Source organism: Dyadobacter sp. HNCC25DJ184, assembly GCF_056895215.1.
The window spans coordinates 138,636-161,149 of sequence record NZ_JBXHAQ010000001.1 but is presented as its reverse complement, the minus strand read 5'-3'; the positions used below and the strand labels follow the sequence as shown (position 1 = coordinate 161,149).

The 22,514-nt window shown below is 42.2% G+C and carries 21 protein-coding genes; 11 read left to right on the top strand and 10 right to left on the bottom strand.

Annotation, left to right across the window (positions count from 1 at the left end):
• The first annotated feature begins 261 nt into the window (after window positions 1-261).
• The 4 genes from AC1XUD_RS00630 (at window position 262) to hslV (ending at window position 3,628) form a co-directional block, all read left to right on the top strand.
• Window positions 262-1,890 carry a pyruvate dehydrogenase complex dihydrolipoamide acetyltransferase gene (locus AC1XUD_RS00630; protein WP_483358996.1) on the top strand — a complete coding sequence of 543 codons (1,629 nt, stop codon included), beginning with the start codon at window positions 262-264 and terminating at the stop codon, window positions 1,888-1,890.
• 25 nt (window positions 1,891-1,915) lie between these two features.
• A complete protein-coding gene (locus AC1XUD_RS00625) occupies window positions 1,916-2,383 on the top strand; it encodes a hypothetical protein (RefSeq protein WP_483358995.1) in 468 nt (155 codons plus the stop codon).
• Window positions 2,384-2,476: 93 nt separating this feature from the next.
• Window positions 2,477-2,968: a GNAT family N-acetyltransferase gene (locus AC1XUD_RS00620; protein WP_483358994.1), complete on the top strand. Its 492-nt coding sequence runs from the start codon at window positions 2,477-2,479 to the stop codon at window positions 2,966-2,968.
• A gap of 117 nt (window positions 2,969-3,085) precedes the next feature.
• Window positions 3,086-3,628 carry an ATP-dependent protease subunit HslV gene (gene hslV / locus AC1XUD_RS00615; protein ID WP_483358993.1) on the top strand — a complete coding sequence of 181 codons (543 nt, stop codon included), beginning with the start codon at window positions 3,086-3,088 and terminating at the stop codon, window positions 3,626-3,628.
• Window positions 3,629-3,715: 87 nt separating this feature from the next.
• Here the strand turns inward: hslV and AC1XUD_RS00610 are convergent, their stop codons facing one another.
• Complete coding sequence (locus AC1XUD_RS00610) at window positions 3,716-4,942, bottom strand: MFS transporter (RefSeq protein WP_483358992.1); 1,227 nt, start codon at window positions 4,940-4,942, stop codon at window positions 3,716-3,718.
• 237 nt (window positions 4,943-5,179) lie between these two features.
• Here AC1XUD_RS00610 and AC1XUD_RS00605 point away from each other — a divergent pair, with 237 nt between their 5' ends.
• The 4 genes from AC1XUD_RS00605 to AC1XUD_RS00590 all read left to right on the top strand — a co-directional run bounded on the left by AC1XUD_RS00605 (window position 5,180) and on the right by AC1XUD_RS00590 (window position 12,216).
• Complete coding sequence (locus AC1XUD_RS00605) at window positions 5,180-6,307, top strand: Gfo/Idh/MocA family protein (RefSeq protein ID WP_483359466.1); 1,128 nt, start codon at window positions 5,180-5,182, stop codon at window positions 6,305-6,307.
• Between the two features lie 90 nt (window positions 6,308-6,397).
• Window positions 6,398-7,543 (top strand): Gfo/Idh/MocA family protein, encoded by a 1,146-nt coding sequence (locus tag AC1XUD_RS00600; RefSeq protein WP_483358991.1) that lies wholly within the window; start codon window positions 6,398-6,400, stop codon window positions 7,541-7,543.
• A gap of 128 nt (window positions 7,544-7,671) precedes the next feature.
• Window positions 7,672-8,724, top strand: coding sequence for a sugar phosphate isomerase/epimerase family protein (locus AC1XUD_RS00595; RefSeq protein WP_483358990.1), 1,053 nt, complete (start codon window positions 7,672-7,674; stop codon window positions 8,722-8,724).
• Between the two features lie 90 nt (window positions 8,725-8,814).
• A complete protein-coding gene (locus tag AC1XUD_RS00590; RefSeq protein ID WP_483358989.1) occupies window positions 8,815-12,216 on the top strand; it encodes a ThuA domain-containing protein in 3,402 nt (1,133 codons plus the stop codon).
• 262 nt (window positions 12,217-12,478) lie between these two features.
• On the opposite strand, the gene AC1XUD_RS00585 is transcribed toward AC1XUD_RS00590, so the two are convergent.
• The 7 genes from AC1XUD_RS00585 to AC1XUD_RS00555 form a co-directional block, all read right to left on the bottom strand.
• Window positions 12,479-12,769: a hypothetical protein gene (locus AC1XUD_RS00585; RefSeq protein ID WP_483358988.1), complete on the bottom strand. Its 291-nt coding sequence runs from the start codon at window positions 12,767-12,769 to the stop codon at window positions 12,479-12,481.
• Between the two features lie 82 nt (window positions 12,770-12,851).
• Entirely contained in the window at window positions 12,852-13,739 is an 888-nt protein-coding gene (locus AC1XUD_RS00580; RefSeq protein ID WP_483358987.1) for a PIG-L family deacetylase, read from the bottom strand.
• A gap of 32 nt (window positions 13,740-13,771) precedes the next feature.
• Window positions 13,772-14,422, bottom strand: a complete 651-nt coding sequence (locus AC1XUD_RS00575; RefSeq protein ID WP_483358986.1) for a MarC family protein — start codon at window positions 14,420-14,422, stop codon at window positions 13,772-13,774.
• Between the two features lie 111 nt (window positions 14,423-14,533).
• Window positions 14,534-15,331: a TIGR02757 family protein gene (locus tag AC1XUD_RS00570; RefSeq protein ID WP_483358985.1), complete on the bottom strand. Its 798-nt coding sequence runs from the start codon at window positions 15,329-15,331 to the stop codon at window positions 14,534-14,536.
• The gene (locus AC1XUD_RS00565; protein WP_483358984.1) at window positions 15,324-15,530 is read right to left on the bottom strand and encodes a hypothetical protein; all 207 of its coding nucleotides are present in this window, start codon (window positions 15,528-15,530) and stop codon (window positions 15,324-15,326) included. The genes AC1XUD_RS00570 and AC1XUD_RS00565 overlap by 8 nt, the downstream gene beginning before the upstream one ends.
• A 50-nt stretch (window positions 15,531-15,580) precedes the next feature.
• Window positions 15,581-16,540, bottom strand: a complete 960-nt coding sequence (locus AC1XUD_RS00560) for a LysM peptidoglycan-binding domain-containing protein (protein ID WP_483358983.1) — start codon at window positions 16,538-16,540, stop codon at window positions 15,581-15,583.
• A 3-nt stretch (window positions 16,541-16,543) separates the two neighbouring features.
• The gene (locus tag AC1XUD_RS00555; RefSeq protein ID WP_483358982.1) at window positions 16,544-17,332 is read right to left on the bottom strand and encodes a DUF4905 domain-containing protein; all 789 of its coding nucleotides are present in this window, start codon (window positions 17,330-17,332) and stop codon (window positions 16,544-16,546) included.
• 57 nt (window positions 17,333-17,389) lie between these two features.
• Between AC1XUD_RS00555 and kdsB the strand changes: the two genes are divergently transcribed.
• Together kdsB and porX are read left to right on the top strand one after the other, a co-directional pair.
• Window positions 17,390-18,130: a 3-deoxy-manno-octulosonate cytidylyltransferase gene (gene kdsB, locus AC1XUD_RS00550; protein WP_483358981.1), complete on the top strand. Its 741-nt coding sequence runs from the start codon at window positions 17,390-17,392 to the stop codon at window positions 18,128-18,130.
• Window positions 18,131-18,281: 151 nt separating this feature from the next.
• A complete protein-coding gene (gene porX, locus AC1XUD_RS00545; protein ID WP_483358980.1) occupies window positions 18,282-19,847 on the top strand; it encodes a T9SS response regulator signal transducer PorX in 1,566 nt (521 codons plus the stop codon).
• A 169-nt stretch (window positions 19,848-20,016) separates the two neighbouring features.
• On the opposite strand, the gene AC1XUD_RS00540 is transcribed toward porX, so the two are convergent.
• Window positions 20,017-20,691 (bottom strand): cell division ATP-binding protein FtsE, encoded by a 675-nt coding sequence (locus tag AC1XUD_RS00540; protein WP_483358979.1) that lies wholly within the window; start codon window positions 20,689-20,691, stop codon window positions 20,017-20,019.
• A gap of 96 nt (window positions 20,692-20,787) precedes the next feature.
• A complete protein-coding gene (gene fsa / locus AC1XUD_RS00535; protein ID WP_483358978.1) occupies window positions 20,788-21,444 on the bottom strand; it encodes a fructose-6-phosphate aldolase in 657 nt (218 codons plus the stop codon).
• 287 nt (window positions 21,445-21,731) lie between these two features.
• On the opposite strand from fsa, the gene AC1XUD_RS00530 reads away from it, so the two are divergent.
• The gene (locus tag AC1XUD_RS00530) at window positions 21,732-22,439 is read left to right on the top strand and encodes a tetratricopeptide repeat protein (protein ID WP_483358977.1); all 708 of its coding nucleotides are present in this window, start codon (window positions 21,732-21,734) and stop codon (window positions 22,437-22,439) included.
• The last annotated feature ends 75 nt before the right edge of the window (window positions 22,440-22,514 follow it).

Sequence of the window (22,514 nt, the reverse complement as noted above, 5' to 3'; positions counted from 1 at the left end):
GCTAGAAGCCCCGGATGTACCTAACTAACCGAATGTTTTCTTTAGAATTTGGCTCGTCAAGCCTCAGATCTGCAAGCATTTAAAATTCATATCAGACTGATAATCAATATAGACCAGTTTTAGAGAGTCAGGCAAAATCAATAAAACATTCGAACGAGGTCAATTTTTAGGAACTAAACTCCTTACCTATTCACCTTTTATCGTAATTTTGACTTTGATAATAATCGAGAATAAAGAAACTAAAATACCTTTAATAGCGATATGGCAGAAGTAATCCGTATGCCCAAGATGAGCGACACCATGGAAGAAGGTGTTATCGCGGAATGGCACAAAAAAGTAGGTGACAAAATCAGTTCAGGTGATATCATTGCGGAAGTCGAAACAGACAAGGCGACAATGGACCTGGAATCTTACTATGATGGAACCCTACTTTATATTGGTGTAAAAAAAGGAGATGCCGTGCCGATCAATGGTATTATGGCTGTGGTAGGAAATGAGGGTGAAGATTATAAAGTTTTGTTGGATGGAGGAAGTACCAATGGTGCAGCTCCAAAGGAAGAAGTAAAAGCAGAGGCTCCTGCCGAAACGGCACCAGCACCGAAAGCTGCTCCAGCTCCGGCCAAGTCAACAGAAAAAATAAACGCGGCGGTTGTGCGCATGCCAAAAATGAGCGATACCATGGAAGAAGGTACGCTGGTTTCATGGCTTAAAAAGGTTGGTGATAAAGTGAAGTCAGGCGATATGCTGGCCGAAGTGGAAACCGACAAAGCAACAATGGAATTGGAAGCTTATGAAGATGGTACGCTACTTTATGTTGGTATTAAAGAAGGAGAAGCTGTTCCGGTTGATGGTATAATCGCTGTTATTGGTGAAGAAGGATCAAACGTAGAAGCTTTGCTTGCTCGGGAAAACGGAGAAGCACCAGCCGAAGAAGCTCCGGCGGCCGAATCTGCTCCTGTGCCAGCTGCGACCGAAAAAACTGTTTCAATTGCGGATTCAGGAGATAGAATTAAAGCCTCGCCCCTTGCAAAACGCTTGGCAGATGAAAAAGGAATCGACTTATCGAAAGTGGAAGGAAGCGGAGATAATGGGCGTATCGTTAAACGCGATGTGGACGAATTCAAACCCGCTGCTAAACCTGCTGAAGCTGCTCCCGCACCTAAAACTGCAACAGAGGCTCCAAAAGCTGCTGAACCAGTTGCCGCTGGTAATTATACTGACCTGCCAATATCTCAGATGCGTAAAACTATTGCGCGTCGTTTGAGCGATAGTTTGTTCACTGCACCGCATTTCTACGTAACAATGGAAATCGTAATGGACAAGGCAATGTCACTTCGCCCGCAGCTGAATGAGGTAAGTACTGCCAAAATTTCATTCAACGACATGGTCATCAAAGCTTGTGGAGTTGCATTGAAACAACATCCTGCGGTTAACTCAGCATGGCTGGGAGACAAAATCCGTAAGTACGACTATGTGAATATCGGTGTTGCTGTCGCTGTTGAAGACGGACTTTTGGTGCCGGTAATAAGAGATGCAGACAAAAAGACGCTTTCTGTAATCTCTGCTGAAGTAAAAGATCTCGCCGGAAAAGCAAAAGATAAAAAACTTCAGCCAAAAGATTGGGAAGGAAATACTTTCTCTATTTCAAACCTGGGTATGTTCGGTGTGGATGAATTCACTGCCATTATCAACCCGCCAGATTCATGTATTCTTGCGATCGGTGCAATCAAAAAAGTTGCAGCTTTCAAAGAAGACGGAACCGTATATCCAACCAACATCATGAAAGTTACGCTTTCAGCAGACCACAGAGTAGTGGATGGAGCCCTTGCGGCTCAATTCCTTCTTACGGTTAAAAAACTGTTGGAAGAGCCAATGTCGATGCTGGTTTAAGCAATAATTTTTTCATCAACACACTATGAGATCAGGAGAACGTCTAAACCAAATCGAACCTTTGGTCGCAGAAATGCTGATCAAACTGGATTCTACGGCTGCCAAAGTAGATGAAGCGACGAAAGAAATTTCACTGCTGAAGCTCGCAAGTGCAAGAACAATTGAAATTGTAATCGAGCAAAGTGACAATATATCTTTTTTGATTGAAGGTCAGCGCCAATTAGCCAGTAAAGTTGACAACTTAACAGCAAGGGTTGATAAAATCGAAGTCCGTTTAGATAAAATCGAACTCCGTTTAGATAACATCGAACTCAGGTTGGATAAAATCGAAGTTCGATTAGACAAAATGGATGAAAGATTAGACAAAATGGATGCAAGATTTGACAAAATGGATGAAAGATTTGACAAACTTGAGGCAAATCAGGAAGCGATTGTTGACAAATTAGACGCCAATCATGCGGCAATTTTGTCTATTTTAAAGAATATGAATTGATAGCCTTATTAATGGTCATAAGTTAAACATACAAAGTGTCAGGTTTTTTAGCCTGGCACTTTTCTTTTATAAGTTGGTCTGTAAATTAAAAATATGATTAAGATAATACCCCACCAGACCCAATTTGAAGATCAAGTTGCAAGTTTGGTTTTAGATATACAGCAAAAAGAGTTCAGCGTCCCGCTTACTGTGGCAGACCAGCCAGACCTATTTACCGTCGATTCCTTCTACCGCGAAAACGGTGGTGAATTCTGGATAGCTTTGGAAGATGATGCCCGTGTGGTGGGAAGTATTGCAGTGATCCGTATCGGCAACGGAAATGGTGTAGTCCGTAAAATGTTTGTACATAAAGACAAGCGCGGAAAAGAGTTTGGCATCGCCCAAAGTCTGTATGATCGCTTAACTGAATATGCATCAAGCGTTGGTATACACTCCCTTTATTTAGGTACGATCGATCGGTTGCATGCGGCAATAAGATTCTACGAGAGGAACGGATTTCAGTTGGTGGACAAAATGGAATTGCCAGCTGATTTCCCTATCATGAGTGTGGACAACCGTTTTTTCAAATGTATATTATCGCAGTGACTTCGACCTTCAGCAGTATGGTTTCAAACCCGGAACAGAACTTCGACGATGACTGGTCAGCAATATTTGGTTAAAAACAGAGTGCATTTAAGTAAAATTTGAATCAAAGAAATTAATATGGAAAAAATACACGCAACCACCGTCCTTGGTATCATTCACAACGGCACAGTATCACTCGGGGCTGATGGGCAGGCGACAATGGGTGCAACGATCGCCAAAAGCAACGTAAGAAAAATTCGTCCTTTGATGGGTGGCAAAATATTGGTTGGGTTTGCCGGCTCTACTGCCGACGCTTTCACACTATTGGAACGTTTCGAAGAAAAACTAAACGCATATGGCGGTAACATGAAACGCGCGGCGATTGAGCTGGCCAAGGACTGGCGCACAGATCGTTATTTGCGTAAACTTGAAGCTATGATGATCACTGCAAATGCCGAAGAGATATTGGTGATTTCAGGAACAGGTGACGTACTTGAACCAGAAAACGGAATAGCAGCAATCGGCTCGGGCGGAAATTTCGCACAATCAGCAGCAGTAGCTTTGAAACGACATGCCACGAATTTAACTTCGGAAGAAATGGTGAGAGAGGGTCTGACCGTTGCGGCTGACCTTTGTATTTATACGAATCACAACTTTATTATCCAGACTGTCAGCCAGTGACGCAGACAGAATCTAGCAAAAAAAGTAGATACCAAAAAAGCCCCAATCACATCGAAAGGGGCTTTTTGGTATTTTAGTATATGATAATTAATGAGCTGCAACAGCCAGTGGCTTCTTACCTTTCATCCAGAAAAATAGAATTCCAAAAGCAATAATAAGAATAGCCGGAAATATTACCATGGTCTGCAAAGTAGCTTGACCAGCAGCTAATTCCATTGCATCGCCTGTGAGGCCTGCCGAAGTCAATTCTGCCTTTGCACTGTCAAGCCAGCCTCCGATAAATGGTTGAAAAATTGCAGAAGAGAACATCCCCGCACCACCAACAACCGACATACCCAGGGCACCGCTTAGTGGTATATTTTGAGCTACAAAACCAATCATGGTTGGCCAGAACATCCCTACCCCCATTGCAAAAATTGCAGCTGCAACATACGCTGTTGGCCCTGTTACAGTGCTGAACATATAGATACCAATCGCAGCAAGAACTGCAGACAACCACAATACGCCTGTTTGTCCCAATACATTGACGATATTACCCGCAAAGAATCTGATTACGGCCATCAATCCAGTTACCAAAGCCAGGATCAACATAGGCTCTGCACCACTTTTGCTCATGATCAACCCTGTCCATTGTTGCGGACCGAATTCAGATATAGCAGTAAGGAACATGCAAAGGAAAATAAATATAAACAATGGAGTCGCCATCGCTTTCAGATTTTCACCAATCGACACAACACCCTCAACTTTAGGTTTCGGAAATAACTGACCCCAAAAAAGTACTGCATAGATAATTGTCGGCACCATAATTACCCATATTTGCGCTTGCCATGGCATAGAGGCTTTGGTCATAAAGTCAGAGATAAGACTTCCAACTACGATACCGCCAGGGAACCACATGTGAAAACGGCTCAACATTTTATTCATTGAAGGACCGGAGTAGCTATCCGCAATCATCGGGTTACAAGCTGCTTCTGTACACCCGTTACCAATACCGATAAAGAAAGTTGAGATCAATAGGCCTGTATAACCACCAGAATAAATGGTCATCAATATACCGATGGTATGACAAACAAAAGCAATCTGCATAATAGTCTTCGGCCCCACGGAATGGTAAACAAGCCCCCCAATAATCATTGCAAGAGGAAATCCTAAAAACCACATGGAATTAATAAATCCGAGTTGTTCGGCCGTCAGGTTAAATTCCGTTCCCAACTGAGCCAAAATGCCCGCTCTTATACTAAAAGAAAAGGCTGTGGTAATAAGGGCAAAACAACTGCCGTAAAATAGCCGGTTGCTGTTAACTGATTGAGTCATAGGATAAAGGTTTTACTAATTAGATTAATGAGTTAGATAAATTTGACCCGATTTTATTTAATATTTTCACAAAAAAAACAAATAAACATTAAATCTACTGCTGTACACAACATACTTACTATGTTTTTGTACATAGAAATTTATCTTTGTAAGAAGTAAGAGAGGTATATACTACTCTTTATTAAAGTAAAATCTTTTCTCAATACTAAACCAAAAGTAATGTCAAGAAAGATAAGAATGGGCATGATTGGGGGCTCTCTGGATGCATTTATTGGAGGAGTTCACCGTCGTGCTGCATTAATGGATGGCGAAATTGAACTGGTTTGTGGCTCATTCAGCTCTAACCCCGAAAAATCAAAAGAAACAGGAAAGGCCCTTTATCTGCCGGAAAACCGTGTATATGCCAATTATGAGGAGATGATCCTTAAAGAAAAGGAATTACCACAAGGCGAAAGAATGGATTTTGTGGCCATTGTTACTCCAAATCATGTACACTTTGGCCCCACCAAGATGGCTTTGGATAATGGCTTCCACGTTGTTTGTGACAAACCGATCACATTAAATACCGAAGAGGCAGAGGAGATAGCTGAACTGGTAAAAAAAACAGGTTTGATTTTCTGTCTGACGCACAACTATACCGGTTACCCAATGGTCAAAGAGGCAAAAGAAATGATTGCTTCCGGAGCTATCGGAGAACTGAGAAAGATCATTGTAGAATATCCACAGGGCTGGCTTGCGACGCTTGTTGAAGCCACCGGTAATAAACAAGCTGCCTGGCGTACAGACCCTTCACGCTCCGGCGCGGCTGGGGGGCTGGGCGATATAGGAACCCACGCCGAAAACCTTGCAGAATATATCACAGGACTAAAGATCACGCAGGTTTGTGCCGATTTGACCATATTCGTTGAAGGCCGATTGCTGGACGACGATGCCAATATATTGCTTCGTTTCAATAATGGAGCTAAAGGAATACTTCAAAACAGCCAGATTGCGAACGGAGAAGAAAACGACCTCAATATCCGTGTATACGGCGAAACAGGCGGCCTTCAGTGGAAGCAGATGGAGCCCAATACGCTGGTTCACAAAACAAATCAGGGTACTCGTATTATAAGAACCGGGGTAGGTAATCTTTCTAAAGCTGCTCAGGTTCATACGCGTATTCCCGCTGGTCACCCGGAAGGTTACCTGGAGGCTTTTGCAAATCTTTATAGAAATTTCGCTATCCATCTTCGGGCGAGATGGGAGGGCAAAGAAGCTGATCCGGTTTATGATTTCCCTTCGGCAGAAGATGGTCTGCGAGGGATGAAGTTCATCGACACAGTTCTGGCGTCTAACGTCTCAGAACAAAAATGGACTGATTTCTGATTTTCCCAAAAAATTATAAGTATATCCGAAGACAGAGTAATTCTGTTTAATTCAATTTATTAATTTTCTTTTAAACATTTAAATTATTTTATGAAAAAGATTAAAGTTGGAGTTGTAGGAACAGGTTTCATCGGGCCAGCTCATATTGAGGCCTTAAGACGACTTCCCAACGTTGAAGTGGCGGCACTTTGCGAAGTTACCGCTGAACTGGCACGTGAAAAAGCTGATCTTTTGGGTATTGAAAGATCATATATTTTTGACGATTTGCTAAAACAAGAAGATATTGAAGTAATACATATTTGTACTCCAAACTTTTTGCACTACTCGCAATCCAAAGCAGCTCTTCTCGCAGGAAAGCATGTTATCTGTGAAAAACCACTTGCGAAGGATTTGGCAGAAGCTGAGGAACTGGTAGAACTTGCAGCTAAATCCGGTTTGGTAAACGCTGTTCACTTCAACCTTAGATACTATCCGTTAGCACGCCAGATGAAATCCATGCGTGAGAATGGTGAGCTTGGTGACATCTATTCGTTCATCGGTTCTTATCTACAAGACTGGCTGTTTTACGAAACTGACTACAACTGGCGCCTGGAGCCAGATAAATCTGGTGATTCCAGAGCGATCGCAGATATCGGTTCTCACTTGATGGATATTCTCGAGTATATCACTGGTCTTAAAACTACAGCAGTGCTGGCTGACTTTAACACGATTCACAAGACGCGCAAAAAGCCATTGAAGCCTGTTGAGACATATTCAGGTAAAATGCTGCAGCCATCAGATTATGCTGATGTACCTATCAATACTGAAGATCACGCCAACGTTTTGTTGCGTTTTGATAACGGAAGCAAAGGTGTAATCACTGTTTCACAAGTTTCTGCCGGTCGTAAAAACCGGATGGCTCTTGAAATCTCAGGATCTAAGAAAACTTTCAGCTGGTGTTCAGAAGCTCCAAATGAAATGTGGATAGGAAATCGCGACAAGAGCAATGAGGTGCTAATGCGCGATCCATCACTTGTAAACGCCGATGTTAGATCTTTGATTACATTCCCAGGCGGTCACAACGAAGGCTTCCCTGATACTTCAAAACAAATGTTTAAAGAAGTGTACGCAGCCATCGCAGAAGGCAAACAACCAGAAAACCCAACCTTCCCAACCTTCGCAGACGGATATCGTGAGCTGCTGATTTGCGAAAGAATTCTGGAAAGTAACAAGAAGCAAGCGTGGGTGGAGGTGTAAATTATATAAAATAATTCAGGCGACTGAAAGTCAAACCCTTCGCCTGAATTATCACTAAACCTAATTTTAAATAATTCAAAGTCTGCACTAGTCTAAAAGCTAAAAGCTGACTGCTAAAAGCTAAAATCATGAAAACTATAAAAGGCCCCGGGATATTTTTGGCTCAGTTTTTGGGCGATGAGGCACCGTTTAATTCATTAGACACTATTGCCGATTACATGGCCGGTCTTGGCTATAAAGGCTTGCAGCTTCCGGTTTGGGATCCGCGCGTAATTGATATAAAACTTGCTTCAGAATCGCAGACATATTGCGATGAATTGAAAGGGAAACTAAAAGACAAAGGTCTTGAAATAACCGAATTAGCCTCACATATTATCGGTCAGCTTGTTGCATCGCACCCGGTGTATGATGAAATGTATGACGGTTTTGCAATTCCTGAAGTTCGTAATAACCCGAAAGCACGTGCGGAATGGGCTACACAACAGCTTAAATATACCGCCATTGCAAGTAAAAATTTAGGTCTGAAAGCAAGTGCAAGCTTCTCTGGTGCATTGGCCTGGCCGTTTCTTTACCCTTGGCCACAACGTCCTGCCGGATTGGTTGAAACCGCTTTCAAAGAATTGGCGGCTCGCTGGAAACCTATTTTGGATGTATATGACGAAAACGGCGTTGACGTAGCCTACGAATTGCACCCGGGCGAGGATTTATTCGACGGTTCAACTTTCGAAATGTTCGTTGATTACCTCGGCGGGCATACCCGTGCGAACATCAACTACGACCCTAGCCACTTTGTCTTGCAACAACTTGACTACCTGCAATTTATAGATCTATATCACGATCGTATCAAAGCTTTCCACGTAAAAGATGCTGAGTTTAACCCGACAGGAAAACAAGGTGTATATAGCGGTTTTGCTGGATGGGCCGACAGAGCCGGGCGTTTCCGTTCCCTGGGCGATGGACAGGTTGACTTCTCAGCAATATTCTCTAAGTTATCACAATACAACTACGACAGTTGGGCAGTTTTGGAATGGGAATGCTGTATTAAATCGCCAGTTCAGGGTGCCGCAGAAGGTGCTCCATTCATTGAAAGCCATATCATTGAAGTGACTACGAAAGCGTTTGACGACTTTGCAGGAACGGGTGCAGACGAGGCTTTCAACAGGAAAGTACTTGGTCTTTGATAAATAATTGATTTTTAATAAAGTAAAAGAAAAACCTGTCGTTCTTATGATTGATAGGTTTTTCTTATTTTAACAAATATGTTCCCACTAATGGAGCCAACGACTCTTTCCAAACCCCCGTTTATCAAAAAGGCAATTTTCGCCATTTTGTTCCTTTTTGTTTATCAGGTTAACGCACAAATCATCACCCCCGAGCGCCGAATTCTTGTGTTTTCTAAAACTGCAGGATTCCGTCACGCTTCCATTCCCGCAGGACAGGCCGCCCTTAGAAAACTGGGCAAAGAAATGAACTTCGCAGTGGACACCACAGAAAATTCGGCTGTTTTCACTGACAAAAATCTTAAAAAATATAGCGCTGTTGTTTTCTTAAACACCACAGGAAACGTGCTGGACGATAAACAGCAGGACGCTTTTGAACACTATATCCAAGCTGGCGGTGGGTATCTGGGTATACACGCGGCAACCGATACCGAATATGACTGGCCTTGGTATAACAAATTGGCAGGTGCTTACTTTGCCAGCCATCCGGGTAATCCGAATGTGCAGGAAGGCGAAGCATATGTGGTAGATAAAAATCATCCTTCTATGGCAGGTTTTCCTGACAAGTGGAAGATTAAGGATGAATTTTACGATTTCAAAAACTTCAATCCGCAGGTAAAAGTCCTTGTAAAAATTGATGAGAAGACATATAAAGACGGAAAGATGGGCGACAATCACCCGATGTCATGGTACCATGAATTTGACGGTGGTAAAGCATTTTATACTAATTTTGGACACGAAAATGCCACATTTGAAAATCCGGTATATGTTAAGCATCTGACAGGTGGTCTTCAATATGTCATGGCTTCGAAACTGGATTATTCCAAAACCAGACCTGAAGAAAACCGTTTTACTAAAAAAGTATTGGTTTCGAAATTGGACGAACCGACTGAATTGGTGGTTTTAGATGATCAGCGGGTGCTATTTACAGAGCGAAAAGGAAAGGTTAAATTATTCGATCCTAAAACTAAAAAGGTAAAGATCGTCGCCGAAGTTCCGGTATATATCAAACAGGAATATGGTTTGATGGGTATCAATATAGACCCTAATTTCAACACTAATAAACTGGTGTATTTGTATTATTCGCCGCCTTCAACTGAAGCAGATACAGCCCAGCATTTGTCTCGTTTCAAATATGACGATGTAAAAGATACACTCTTGTTGTCAACCGAGGAAGTGCTCCTTACTGTTCCTGTAAAAAGAACAGATTGCTGCCACACCGGCGGTTCAATCGCCTGGGATAGTAAGGGCAACCTTTACCTCTCGACAGGAGATGATGTAAATCCCTTCCAATCAAATGGATATGGACCGATCGACGAAAGACCAGGACGTGAAGGATTTGATGGTCAGCATACCTCTTCGAACACAAATTCTTTCAGAGGAAAAATTTTAAGAATTAAGCCCAGATATGGCGACCGACGTGCAAACACACCGGGTGGCACCAACCTTTATGACATTCCTGAAGGCAACTTGTTCCCTCCCGGAACGCCAAAAACGCGCCCTGAAATATATGTAATGGGAACCCGTAACCCATATCGTATTGCGGTTGATCAACACACTGGCTATTTATATTGGGGAGAAGTTGGCCCTGATGCTTCAAACGATGACCCGAAACGTGGACCTAGAGGCTATGATGAAGTGAATCAGGCCAGAAAAGCCGGATATTTTGGCTATCCTTTATTTATTGCTGACAACAAACCATACATTGATTTCAATTTCGCTGACAGCACTTCCGGAAAACCTTTCGATGTCAAGGCACCTCTAAACGATTCTCCGCACAACACGGGTATTCAAAATTTGCCTCCAGCTCAACCTGCTTTTATATATTACCCCTATGCAGATTCTCCTGATTTTGGATCGATTGTCGGAAAAGGAGGAAGAAACGCAATGGCCGGCCCGGTTTACTATTTCCAGGATTATGCCAACAGCAAAGACAAATTCCCGGATTATTATGACGGAAAGTTTTTTGCCTATGACTGGATTAGAGATTATATCAATGTAGTTTCCATGAACAAGCAGGGCGATTTGCTGAGCATTGAACGTTTCATGCCTAACGCCACTTTCAGTCACCCGATCGATATGCAATTCGCAAAAGACGGATCCCTGTATACATTGGAATATGGACCAAACTGGTTTGCTCAAAACGACGAATCGGGACTTTCGCATATTACATTCAACGCCGGAAACCGGGTTCCGTTGGCAGTAGTTTCGGCTTCCCAAACCATCGGCGCCGCTCCTTTGAAAGTCAATTTTTCTTCAAAAGGTACAGTTGACTATGATGGTGATGCGATTAAATATGAGTGGAATTTTGGGAAAGGACTGCCGAAAAGTACCATCGCCAACCCGACTTTTACTTTTACAAAACCTGGCGAATATACCGCAGTTCTAAAAGTGACGGACGCAGCTGGAAATTCGAATACTGCTGATGTAGTTATTAAAGTTGGAAACGCGATACCCGTGGTGGATGTAGCAATAAAAGGCAACAAAACTTTCTACTGGAACGATAAACCTGTTGACTATCAGGTCACTGTATCCGACAAAGAAGACGGAAGCCTTGCTAATAAAAAGATCCCTGAAGATGAGGTAACTCTAACGATCAACTACTTGGAAGGGTTTGACAAAACTCAGTTGGCGCAAGGGCATGTAGCGAATACCGGATTCGAAACAGGAAAACGTCTTATTGAACTGAGTGATTGTAAAGCATGCCATTCGATCAGCAAAAAATCGATCGGACCGGCATATATCGAAGTAGCAAAACGTTACGAAAAAGAGCGTAATTCGGTGAAAATGCTAGCCCAAAAAGTGATCAGCGGTGGCGGTGGTAACTGGGGGGAACAAGCGATGGCAGCTCACCCGCAGCACAAACCTGAGGAGGCGGAAGAAATGGTGAAGTATATCCTTTCTCTTGCCAAGGAAAAAGTGGTGGATAAAAAGCCATTGAAAAGCGAATTCGTAACTGCGGCGAAACCAAAAGAAGGTTCTTATATTTTCACAGCTAGCTATACCGATAAAGGAAATGCCAGCATTGGGCCTCTTACGGGTTCTAAAACTATCGCATTGCGACCTGCAAAGGTGTTTGCAAATACATATGACGAAACGTCTAATACCATGAAATACAAACTTCCAGCTGGCCCGGAAGTAGTATTAGGCACGAAACACGGAAGCTTTATCGAATTTGACGATATAGACCTCACAGGTATCAAGTCGCTTTCGGTTGCCGTGGGTAGTAACGACAAAATGACCGCAGGTGGCACTTTGGAAATCAGGACCGGCTCACCAGCCGGGCCAAAAATCGGGGAAGCAAAAGTGACTACAAATGAGACGCTCGATATTCCGATTAAGGCAGCAACAAATACCAATCAGAAAGTATTTTTCGTTTACCAAAATCCGAATGCCGGATCTAAAATCCTGTTTTCGATTGAATGGATAAAGTTTAATTCCGAGATTCAGTAGGTTCTTTGAAACGCAAAAAAGCCCGTTAGCAATTTGTGAACGGGCTTTTTTGATACCTCCTAAGATTAGAATCCATTTCTGACGCGGAATACTGCGTATTGATTCAGTTATAAGCAAGTGGCGCTATGGTGATCATCCAGTCAGCACCAGCAAAGTCCGTTTCGGCTAAAGTGAGATTTTTCATAATTCTTAATAAAAAGTTTTTCCTGCACTATCTCAGGTTTCCGGGCTCCCTGTTGAAAAATGGAATTACTTATGTGACTCATTCCCAAACCAAAGCTACTTTACTTAAATCAACGGAAATATTATAATGCCTGCTTAATTTGCCAAGTTCAGCAAAACCTAGTGGGGTTTCGCCTCTGATTCTTCGGTAAGCGCTATCGTAGCTCACGGAAAGCAGCTCAGCGACCTCGTCCACTAATTTGGTCTGGGCGGGCAAAAGCGCCCGTATCTGACTAAAAAATATGGACTGTACTGAAAAGCTATCGGGTTCAGCCATCTTGGTATTTCTCAGGGTTTTGATGAAAATACGTATTTCAGGCCAAATAAGCATTCGTGGCCGACTTCAATTATCTATCGGATATGCAGATTTTAAAGTTTTCAGATCCTCCAATAGCAACTTCAACACAACAAGATTATTTGGACTTCGAAAACCCTGACTTTTTCAAAGCATCAAACAAAGCCTTTACCTCTGAAATCCTGTTCTCGCCGTTCATCGTGAAGTACCAAAAGACCTCCAGTTCTCCTTTATGCATGGCTTGGTTCATGTCCCCGCTTTGCGATTTGTGAGCCGCTTTCACCCAGTCTGCAACAATCATATAGCTGTGTTTTTTATCTTCGCCAAAACTATACGAGCGATCAAAAAACATGGGCAGGGAACCGACTTTCGTTTCCGGAGATCCTTCCAACCCCGCGAATGAAAATTTGGAACTCTTGTCCTGCGCCTGACCGCCCAATACGATCGGTCGTTTTCCACTCTTTATCCTCTGTACCGCCCGAATTGCACTGATCGATGCAGCCTTATGATGTGCATGCTGTCCTTCGTGCGGAAGCAAACAAATTACAAAGTCATACTGTCCTTTTTCCAAAATCGTGTCAAGCCGTCGGGAAACAAAATCAATATCCCAGTTCTTTCCTTCGAGATATGGCTTTTCATTCCGGCTGTAAAAGTCATCCAACTGATCCAGAAAAAAGAAATTGCCAATACCTAACACCTCGCCCGATGCCAGTATTTCCTTTTTACGTATCAAGGGCAAATGTTTCCGACCTACCACCGAATCCACCAGATTCATTCCATAATAACTTGAGGCAACCAGACCGTTATATCCTCCAGAAGCGTCGGTAATCAGGGCCAGGTCCGCCGAGCCATTCAGCTCATGTGTTATTTTGAAAACCGTAACCGGAAACATCGTTTCATCATCTGGGTGTGCAGTTACTATCAGAATTCGCGGACTTTGCCCATATGTTATTTGAGATGAAAAAAACAATAGAATTGCAAAAACTACTTTGTACAGGTTGCCCATATTGTCATCGGATTTAGTTAAAAAAGCTCCTTTTATTGCGCGAATAAATGCGGGAACGCGTGACCGAGCCCCGTAACTAACATCTGAACGCCTACACTGAAAACCACGAAAGCCATCAGCCTGTTAATTACGATACTGCCAGTGGCGCCGATCCTTTTGAAAACAAAATCCGAATAGACATAACAAAAGTAGGATATCACCAAAACTGCCAGAAGGGAAACTCCTAAAACACAATGGTTCAAAAACGTATCGGCAACGTTACTGGCTTGGGAATGTGCACTAAGGGCGATCAAAGCAGATATGGTACCCGGCCCCAAAGTAAAAGGGAAGGCAATCGGATAAAAAAGAGAGTTTTCTACCTTTTCCGTTAAAGCATCGTCGTTTGAATTATTCTTTGAGCTTAACAAAGAAAGGCCCATACTGGCGACTACCACACCACCGGATATTTGTATTACGGGAATGGATATCCCCATCACTTTGAAAAACCAACTCCCTATAAAAATTGTCGACACGCCTAAAACCAGTGCATAAAACACAATCGTTAGCGCATATGATTTGCGATCTGCAAAGGAGCTTTTACTTAAATATGGATTAATAATCAACGCAGTCCCCACCGGATTTACAAAGGGAAGCAGCGAACTAAAACCAAGTAGAAAAAAAGCAAACAGGGTTGAGAATTGCATTGACCTAATTTTGATAAAAATTAGGAGCTTTCGAAGTCAAATGCAAACAAAAGGCAAAATATCGCCATTTGACAACTCCCAAAACAGTCTAGCCGAGTTCGTCTGTCGCTTTCATTTAGCAAACCCCTCGATCCCTAAGCCAAATAAGGCGAAATCGTATTTCACGGGATCAGTTGAATCCATGAATTTAAGCGAATTGGTTAACTCAACGGCAGTCTGCCAATCGGTTACTGGTCTTTTTATAAGTCCTAATAATCGTGCGACTCGATCGACGTGGACATCGCACGGGCATATCAACTGGCTTGGACTGATGTGGTTCCAGATTCCAAAGTCAACTCCTTTATTATCAGTTCTGACCATCCATCTTAAAAACATATTCAGTCGTTTGCAAGATGATTTTCTAGCTGGAGTTGCGATATGTTTACGAGTGCGAGCAGGAAAAAATTCGGAAGTTGAAAAAAGATCGTGAAAGTGGATCAGACCATTTTCGATATTGGTTTCCTGGGAAAAATTTCCACTCAAAAATGCTTCCTCGAGAGATGAATGCTTTCGATAAAATTCCTGAAAGAAATGCAGAAAATAAAGTGTATCTGTGGAATTGAAGGTCCTATGTTTGAATGACAAAAAAGGTTTTAAGTCATTTTCAGTGTGATGAAGCACGAAGTCGTGTGGTGCTCCGTCCATCATTTTCACTAGCTCTGTACACTTATTTATAATAGTTTTGCGCTGCCCCCAGGCCAGCACTGCAGCCCAGAAGCCCATGATTTCTATATCTTCCTTTTTTGAAAAAAGATGGGGTATACAAATAGGGTCGTTGGGAATAAAATTCGGCTTGTTATATTGTTCAACCTTCGCCTCGAGCAATTCAAACACATATCCGGAAGGTAAAACCGTGCCGGAATCAGGCATGTCCTCGTGCAAAGATATAGGCCAATACGCGTGATATTCCCGAAAAAACCATCACGATCGCGGAAAACACAAATGTAAAAATGGCGATGAATGGATATAGCAGTGTAAACATTACACTCCAAACTTTATATCCGGTAGTATTTTTAAGAGCCTCGCGTTCTTCTTCTCTTTTCGAACGAAATTCGGGTGCGTGTTTCATTAATTTTTTATTATCGAATCTAAACTAATCCCTGGCCTATCCTGCCCTATCTACTCCAGATAGCTTACAACTGCCCGGAACCGCTTACTGTTAGGTGATACTTTTTCAAATGCACGTGACGAAAGTTTGATTACTATGTCATCATTTATGCTGGTGTCAGGAATGCGACCAATAATTCTTACAATGATCTTTTCCTGATTATATTCATTCAACACTTCAACAAGCGAACCGACTGGGGCAGTTCTGTGAAGGCCTAAAAATTTACTCGTGCTCTCGTCTGTTTCAATAACTTCAGCTAAACCCGATTCAGATTTTCTGGTTCCTTTCACAACTTTGGGCGGAGCTACTTCTTCAACCGGTTTCGCAACTTTCTCAGCTACAACTGCTTTCGCTTTAACCGAGTCTTTTACAACAGTCGAAGCCACTACTTTTGGAGGAGCGTGCGTCGCCGGTTCTGAATTTATCTTCCCAACAGTCTTTTCACTGACGATCAATTGCTGGCCTTCATGAAGATTATCGTCTGTCAGGTTATTCCATTTTCTGATTTCGGCCATTAATACGCCGTACTTCACAGCTACGCGATAAAGCGTTTCACTAGCTTCCACTTTATGAATACCATTCGCCGCTACCGCCACTCCTGGGGTCGCGGTTGGTGCTGTCGTAGCTGGTTCGGGTTTGGTTTCAACAGGCTTCGGTGAAGTTGCTGGCTTTTTAGGCTCAGGAGTTGCCACCTTCTTGGATATATATGGGACTCTGATGGTCTGGCCAGACTTTATTTGATCAGGCATTCCCGGATTTGCATCCCGTAAAGCCTGAATCGTGGTGCCATATTGCCTTACAACAGCAAACATGGTCTGACCTTGATTCACTTTATGAAGAACAAAGATTTTACCGTCTACCTTTTCAAATCCGACAGAGTCGACGACGACCGACCCATTTGCTTTAGCCTTTTCAACTCCAACCTGAAACAAACATCCTGTAAAGAATACAAGAAAAACAACGTACTTCATTAATTATGAAAGCTTTAAACTCGAAAATTCATTATTATTTTTTAGATATACCAGCGTCGAATTTTTCAATACCATCGTGGAAAGACCTACTCCGTCACGGGGCGCGCTCACCTGTTCGTGAAGGAAAATTTGTTTGTTTTTTGAAACTATAAGCAAATATTGAACAACCAGATTCTGATCGTAAATATAGTAAGAAAACACCATATACGGTTTCAGGTCGAAGTAATCAATACAGATTGGTTTTCCACAGCCGATTAGCTCATCAATAAAACCAGCCATGTCTTGAAAGAACGAATTACTGGTTTTATATCGCTCCGGTTGTTTATACGAAATCAAAACCTGTAAGTCATCGTTTACACCATAAAACGGAATAATTTCACCAGTATTGGAATTCACCGTCGAATATTTCAAAGTTTCTGCCTGACGCGAAGCCACTTTTATTATGTTCCTCGAAAGGCCTGAAACCATTACATGATTGGGTAAAAACCACTGAAAACTTCCACTAGCGGCCGAAAGGCAAAACAGATCAGTCGGCTCTGGTATATCCGGATGTCTGTAGTTATGAAGTAGTACATGATCATCTCTGAAAGCGGTAAGGGAAGTCCACCAATCAGCATCTTCGGGCGACACCAGCCATCTGACTTCAGGTATATTTAGATCGATCAAAGCGAATGAGACTTTCTTTTCAGAAATTTCGCGTAATTCGAGTATCCATTCGTTTCTTGCCTCATCGGGATGAGGTAATATGCGCCAAATATTTTGTGGAAACTGATGCGAAAAGAGTTTTTGCAACTTATTAATTCTATTTTGATTCAAATTTATTAACAATATCATCCAAACGAACATCAAGTGCAAATTTTAGGAATAATTCCAGCCCGATATGCTTCAACCCGGTTTCCAGCAAAAGCGCTGGTTGATATCGGTGGAAAAAGCATGATTCAGCGGGTTTATGAACAAACTATCCAGACTTCAAAAATTAGTAAAGTGATCGTTGCAACGGACGACGAACGTATTCTTGACCACGTCCACAGCTTTGGAGGTGAGGCACTTATGACTTCAACCGAACATCAGAGTGGGACAGACCGTTGTCAGGAAGCTTTGTTGAAATCAGGTGGCAACTATGACTATGTCATTAATATCCAAGGCGACGAACCGTTTATCAGCCCTGAACCGATTGACCATCTGGCTTCGGTACTCGATGGGCAAACCCAGCTGGCCACGCTGGTTAAACTTATTGATGCAGAGGATATTCTGTTTAATGTGAATGTACCGAAAGCAGTATTAAACAAGAAAAATGAAGTAATGTACTTTAGTCGGCAGACTATTCCATATCTACGGAATATTGAAGAATCTCACTGGCTGGGAGCATATCCTTTTTATAAGCACATTGGTATATACGCATACCGCACTGATGTGTTAGGTGAAATAACAAAATTGCCTGTTTCCTCCCTGGAAAAAGCAGAAGCACTTGAACAACTCAGATGGCTGGAAAACGGCTATTCAATTCGTGCAGTTATTACGACAGATGATTCTCACGGTGTGGATACCCCCGATGACCTGGACCGCGTAACGAAAAAGTTTTTGTCATAAATCGTGAGTTTGGAACAGATTTTTTTGATTCCGTATATACCAAGTCCATATCTTAAAAAATGTTAATTTAAACGTATGTTGTGACACCAGATGTAGAAAGACTGCGTTAGGTTAATAACAAAACAAAAATTTGTTACAAACGAAAGTACTTATGCAATACAATATTCTTTGGGCTGACGACGAGATTGATCTTTTGAAGCCTCATATTATGTTCCTTACCAACAAAGGGTACACAGTAACACCGGTTAATAGTGGTGCAGATGCATTGGATCGTATTGAAAACGACCGTTTTGATATTGTCTTTCTCGACGAAATGATGCCCGGTATGACCGGCCTCGAGACCTTAGCCCAGATCAAGCAGCAACAGCCCAACTTACCTGTGGTAATGATTACCAAAAGTGAAGAGGAGCATATTATGGAGGACGCCATCGGCTCAAAAATCGATGATTATCTTATTAAACCACTGAATCCCAATCAGATACTTCTATCTGTCAAGAAAATTCTGGATAATAAAAGATTGGTTACAGAAAAGACGAATTTGTCTTATCAGCAGGAATTCAGAAATCTGGCCATGCAATATCAAGACCGGATTGGTCATGAAGAATGGGCTGATATTTATAAAAAACTAATATACTGGGAGCTGGAATTGGAACATTCCGAAGACCAGGGAATGGCAGAGGTGTTCAGCATGCAAAAAAGCGATGCGAATGCGAATTTCTGTAAATTCATCGAAGAAGAATATGAGGAATGGTTGAACGATCCGCGTTCGAATAAACCCATTTTGTCGCATCAATTGATGAAACAAAAGGTGTTTCCACATCTAAAGGGTTCGGGAGAGCCATTATTCTTCATCCTGATCGACAACTTCCGGTTCGATCAATGGAAAATGATTCAGCCGGTGCTGCAGGAGTACTTTAATATTGAAGAAGAGTCTTCATATTATTCGATTTTACCCACTACAACCGGATATGCACGTAATGCGATATTCTCCGGCCTGATGCCAAGTGAGATGGAGCGCAAGCATCCGCAATGGTGGGTAAGCGATGAGAATACGCCCGACGGCGAGGAAGGCTTGAATAACCACGAGGCCGACTTTCTTCAAAAGCAATTGTTGATGAACCACCTGAATATCAAGTTTTCTTACCATAAGATCTTGAATACTAATCAGGGAAAATCTTTGATTGATAATTTCAGTAATTTGTTGAACAACCAATTGAACGTCGTAGTCTACAACTTTGTGGATATGCTTTCCCACGCAAGAACTGACGTTCAGATGATTAAAGAACTGGCGCCCGACGAAGCTGCATATCGTTCGTTGACCAAATCGTGGTTCCAGCATTCGCCGCTTCTTGATTTGATCAAGAAGATCGCTGAGAAAAAAGGAAGATTGATTTTAACAACTGACCATGGCATGATCCGGGTGCAAAAACCGGTTAAAATTATCGGATATCGTGAAACGAATACCAATCTGCGTTACAAGCACGGGAAAAATTTGGGCTTTGATGATAACCATTTGATGGTATGTCGCAAACCTGAGAAATTCTTCCTGCCCAAACCGCACGTGTCCACTTCATATGTGTTTACGAAAGAAGATTATTTCTTCGCATATCCCAACAACTTCAATCAATACGTGAATCTTTACAGGGATACGTTCCAACACGGCGGAGTTTCGCTTGAGGAAATGATCATTCCATTTATTGATTTGAAGGCAAAATAATATCGAAATACAATAAAATAGAAGCCCGGCGACCATTTCGATTGCCGGGCTTCTATTTTATATCTTCTTATCTAATATCACGAATTTGATTCTTAAAACCCCAGGAAGTAACCTTACCAACTTCACAACCAACTGACAACTTCCTGACAAACCCTGACTAAGTTATTCCCTAGCCAGTAACTGCCCCATTTTCACACTTCAGAACCCTCGCCGGGAATCTCTTAAGAAAGTCATGGTTATGTGTTGCCATTAATATGGCAGTTCCTGCGTTGTTGATGGTTTGAAAAACCTGCATGATCTGCTCCCCAACTTCAGGATCCAGATTTCCGGTTGGTTCATCGGCAATCAGAATTTTAGGCTCGTTCAGCATTGCGCGGGCAATAACGATACGCTGCTGCTCCCCACCAGAAAGCTGATGCGGCATTCTTTTTTGTGCTGTACCCAATCCAACCTGCATTAATACCTCCGCGATTCGCTTTGAAATTTTAGAAGGATTTGTCCAGCCTGTAGCCTTTAACACGAAGGACAAATTATCTTCAACAGATCTGTCTGAAAGCAACTGGAAATCCTGAAAAACTATCCCGATCTTCCTTCTCAGCAGTGGTATATCGTCTCTTTTAATCTTATGCAACTCATAACCAGCTACTTTTGCAGAACCGGTTTGAAGCCAAAGATCAGCATATAAGGTTTTAAGCAACGAACTCTTGCCGCTACCTGTCCGGCCGATCATAAAAACAAACTCCCCTTCATTAATTTCAAAATGAACATCATTAAGCACCGGTCTTTCACCCTGATAAATATCAGCTCTATCCAGCTTAATAATTGGTTCTGCGTGTTCTGTCATTTGAAGTAGTCGCTGTTTGTTACTTGATATTAAAAAATTGATCCGGAAGCATATCCCGGATCAACCTGTATTATAATCCAGAAGAATCCTTAAACCTTATGAATTTCCCTTTTTGTAATCAGCAAGGAATTTCTCAAGTCCGCTGTCCGTTAAAGGATGCTTCAGAAGTGCTTCGATAACGCTCAAAGGACCTGTCATTACATCGGCGCCCAACTCAGCACACTGAAGAATGTGCATCGTGTGACGAACTGATGCAGCAAGTACCTGCGTTTCGTAACCATAGTTTCTATAGATAGTCAAAATTTGCTCGATAAGACCTATACCGTCTGTTGAGATATCGTCAAGACGTCCAATGAAAGGTGATACGTAAGTTGCACCAGCCTTAGCTGCCAAAAGTGCCTGACCAGCAGAGAAGATCAGTGTACAGTTTGTACGAATACCTTTTCCGGAGAAATACTTCAGGGCTTTCACGCCGTCCTTGATCATTGGAATTTTAACGACGATTTTATCATCGATCTCCACCAACTCCTCACCTTCTCTGATCATTCCGGCAAGGTCTGTAGAAATAACTTCAGCACTTACATCACCGTCCACGATATCACAAATCGCCTTGTAGTGACGCATGATATTATCCTTTCCCGTAATTCCTTCTTTCGCCATTAGCGAAGGGTTGGTTGTTACACCATCCAGAACGCCTAATGACTGGGCTTCCTGTATTTCTTTTAGATTAGCTGTATCAATAAAAAATTTCATCGGAAAATTTTATGGTTTAGTACACGCTACAAATGTAGGAAACCCTGAGTAAAACCAAAAAGAAAGGTGGAAATGAAATGTCGAAATGAACTTCGAAGGAATAAAAAAAGGCAAACCGAGAATCTCACCGCATCGACCACCTACCCTTGCTTCCGTCAGGACCTGGGGGATTCGGAAGGAGCTGGTAGTTCCGATTTGCCGATGCAAAGATAAAGACATTTTATTGACAAAAAGAAAACATTTGCTTCATCTTTCCTCTTACTTTTGCGGAAACCAACTAGTAATGAATGCATATGCCCCGAATATTTTTTTTATTTATTTTATTTATTGCCGCTTCCTGCTCACAATCTTCTGATGCTTTTCTCAAAAAAGGAAAAGATTTAATGAAAGAAGGGAAGACGAAAGAAGCCATTGAATTTATCAATAAGGCTATCGAAAAAAACACATCTAGTGCCGATGCGTTTAACCTTCGTGGCGTGGCTTATCTTGAATTAAAAGAAACCGAGAACGCGATTCTCGACTTTAACCAAGCCAAAAAGCTGGAGCCTTCCTCCTATCGGCCCTACTTCAACCTTGGCCTTTTGTACACCGGTGCAAACAAACTGGATTCTGCACTGAACAATTACAATCAGGCTTCCAAACTGGCACCTGACACCGCCGACATCTTTCTTAACCGTGGGCAGATATATGCTATGCTGGACGACCCGGAAAAAGCGATTGGTGACTTCGAAACGGCAACCAAGCTTAATAACGGCAATGTGATGGCGTGGTATAATCTTGGAAATACCTATTTCAGGTCGAAAGATTATGCAAAGGCGACGCTTGCTTTTAGTCAGGCCGTTAGAATCGACAAAAAGAATGGCAAAGCCTTTTACGGCCTTGGCTTAGCGCAGTGGAATAATGGCGAAAAAGAGATTTCATGTACTTCATTTAAACAAGCCGAAAAACTTGGATACTCAGATGCCACCACGGCGCTGAGTCAGTTTTGTCAATAGGTCTTTGTTGATCGCCTTTTTAAGGATAAAATATCTGACGCAGTTTGAAAGTGCAGCTTGGAAAGCAACAAGGTT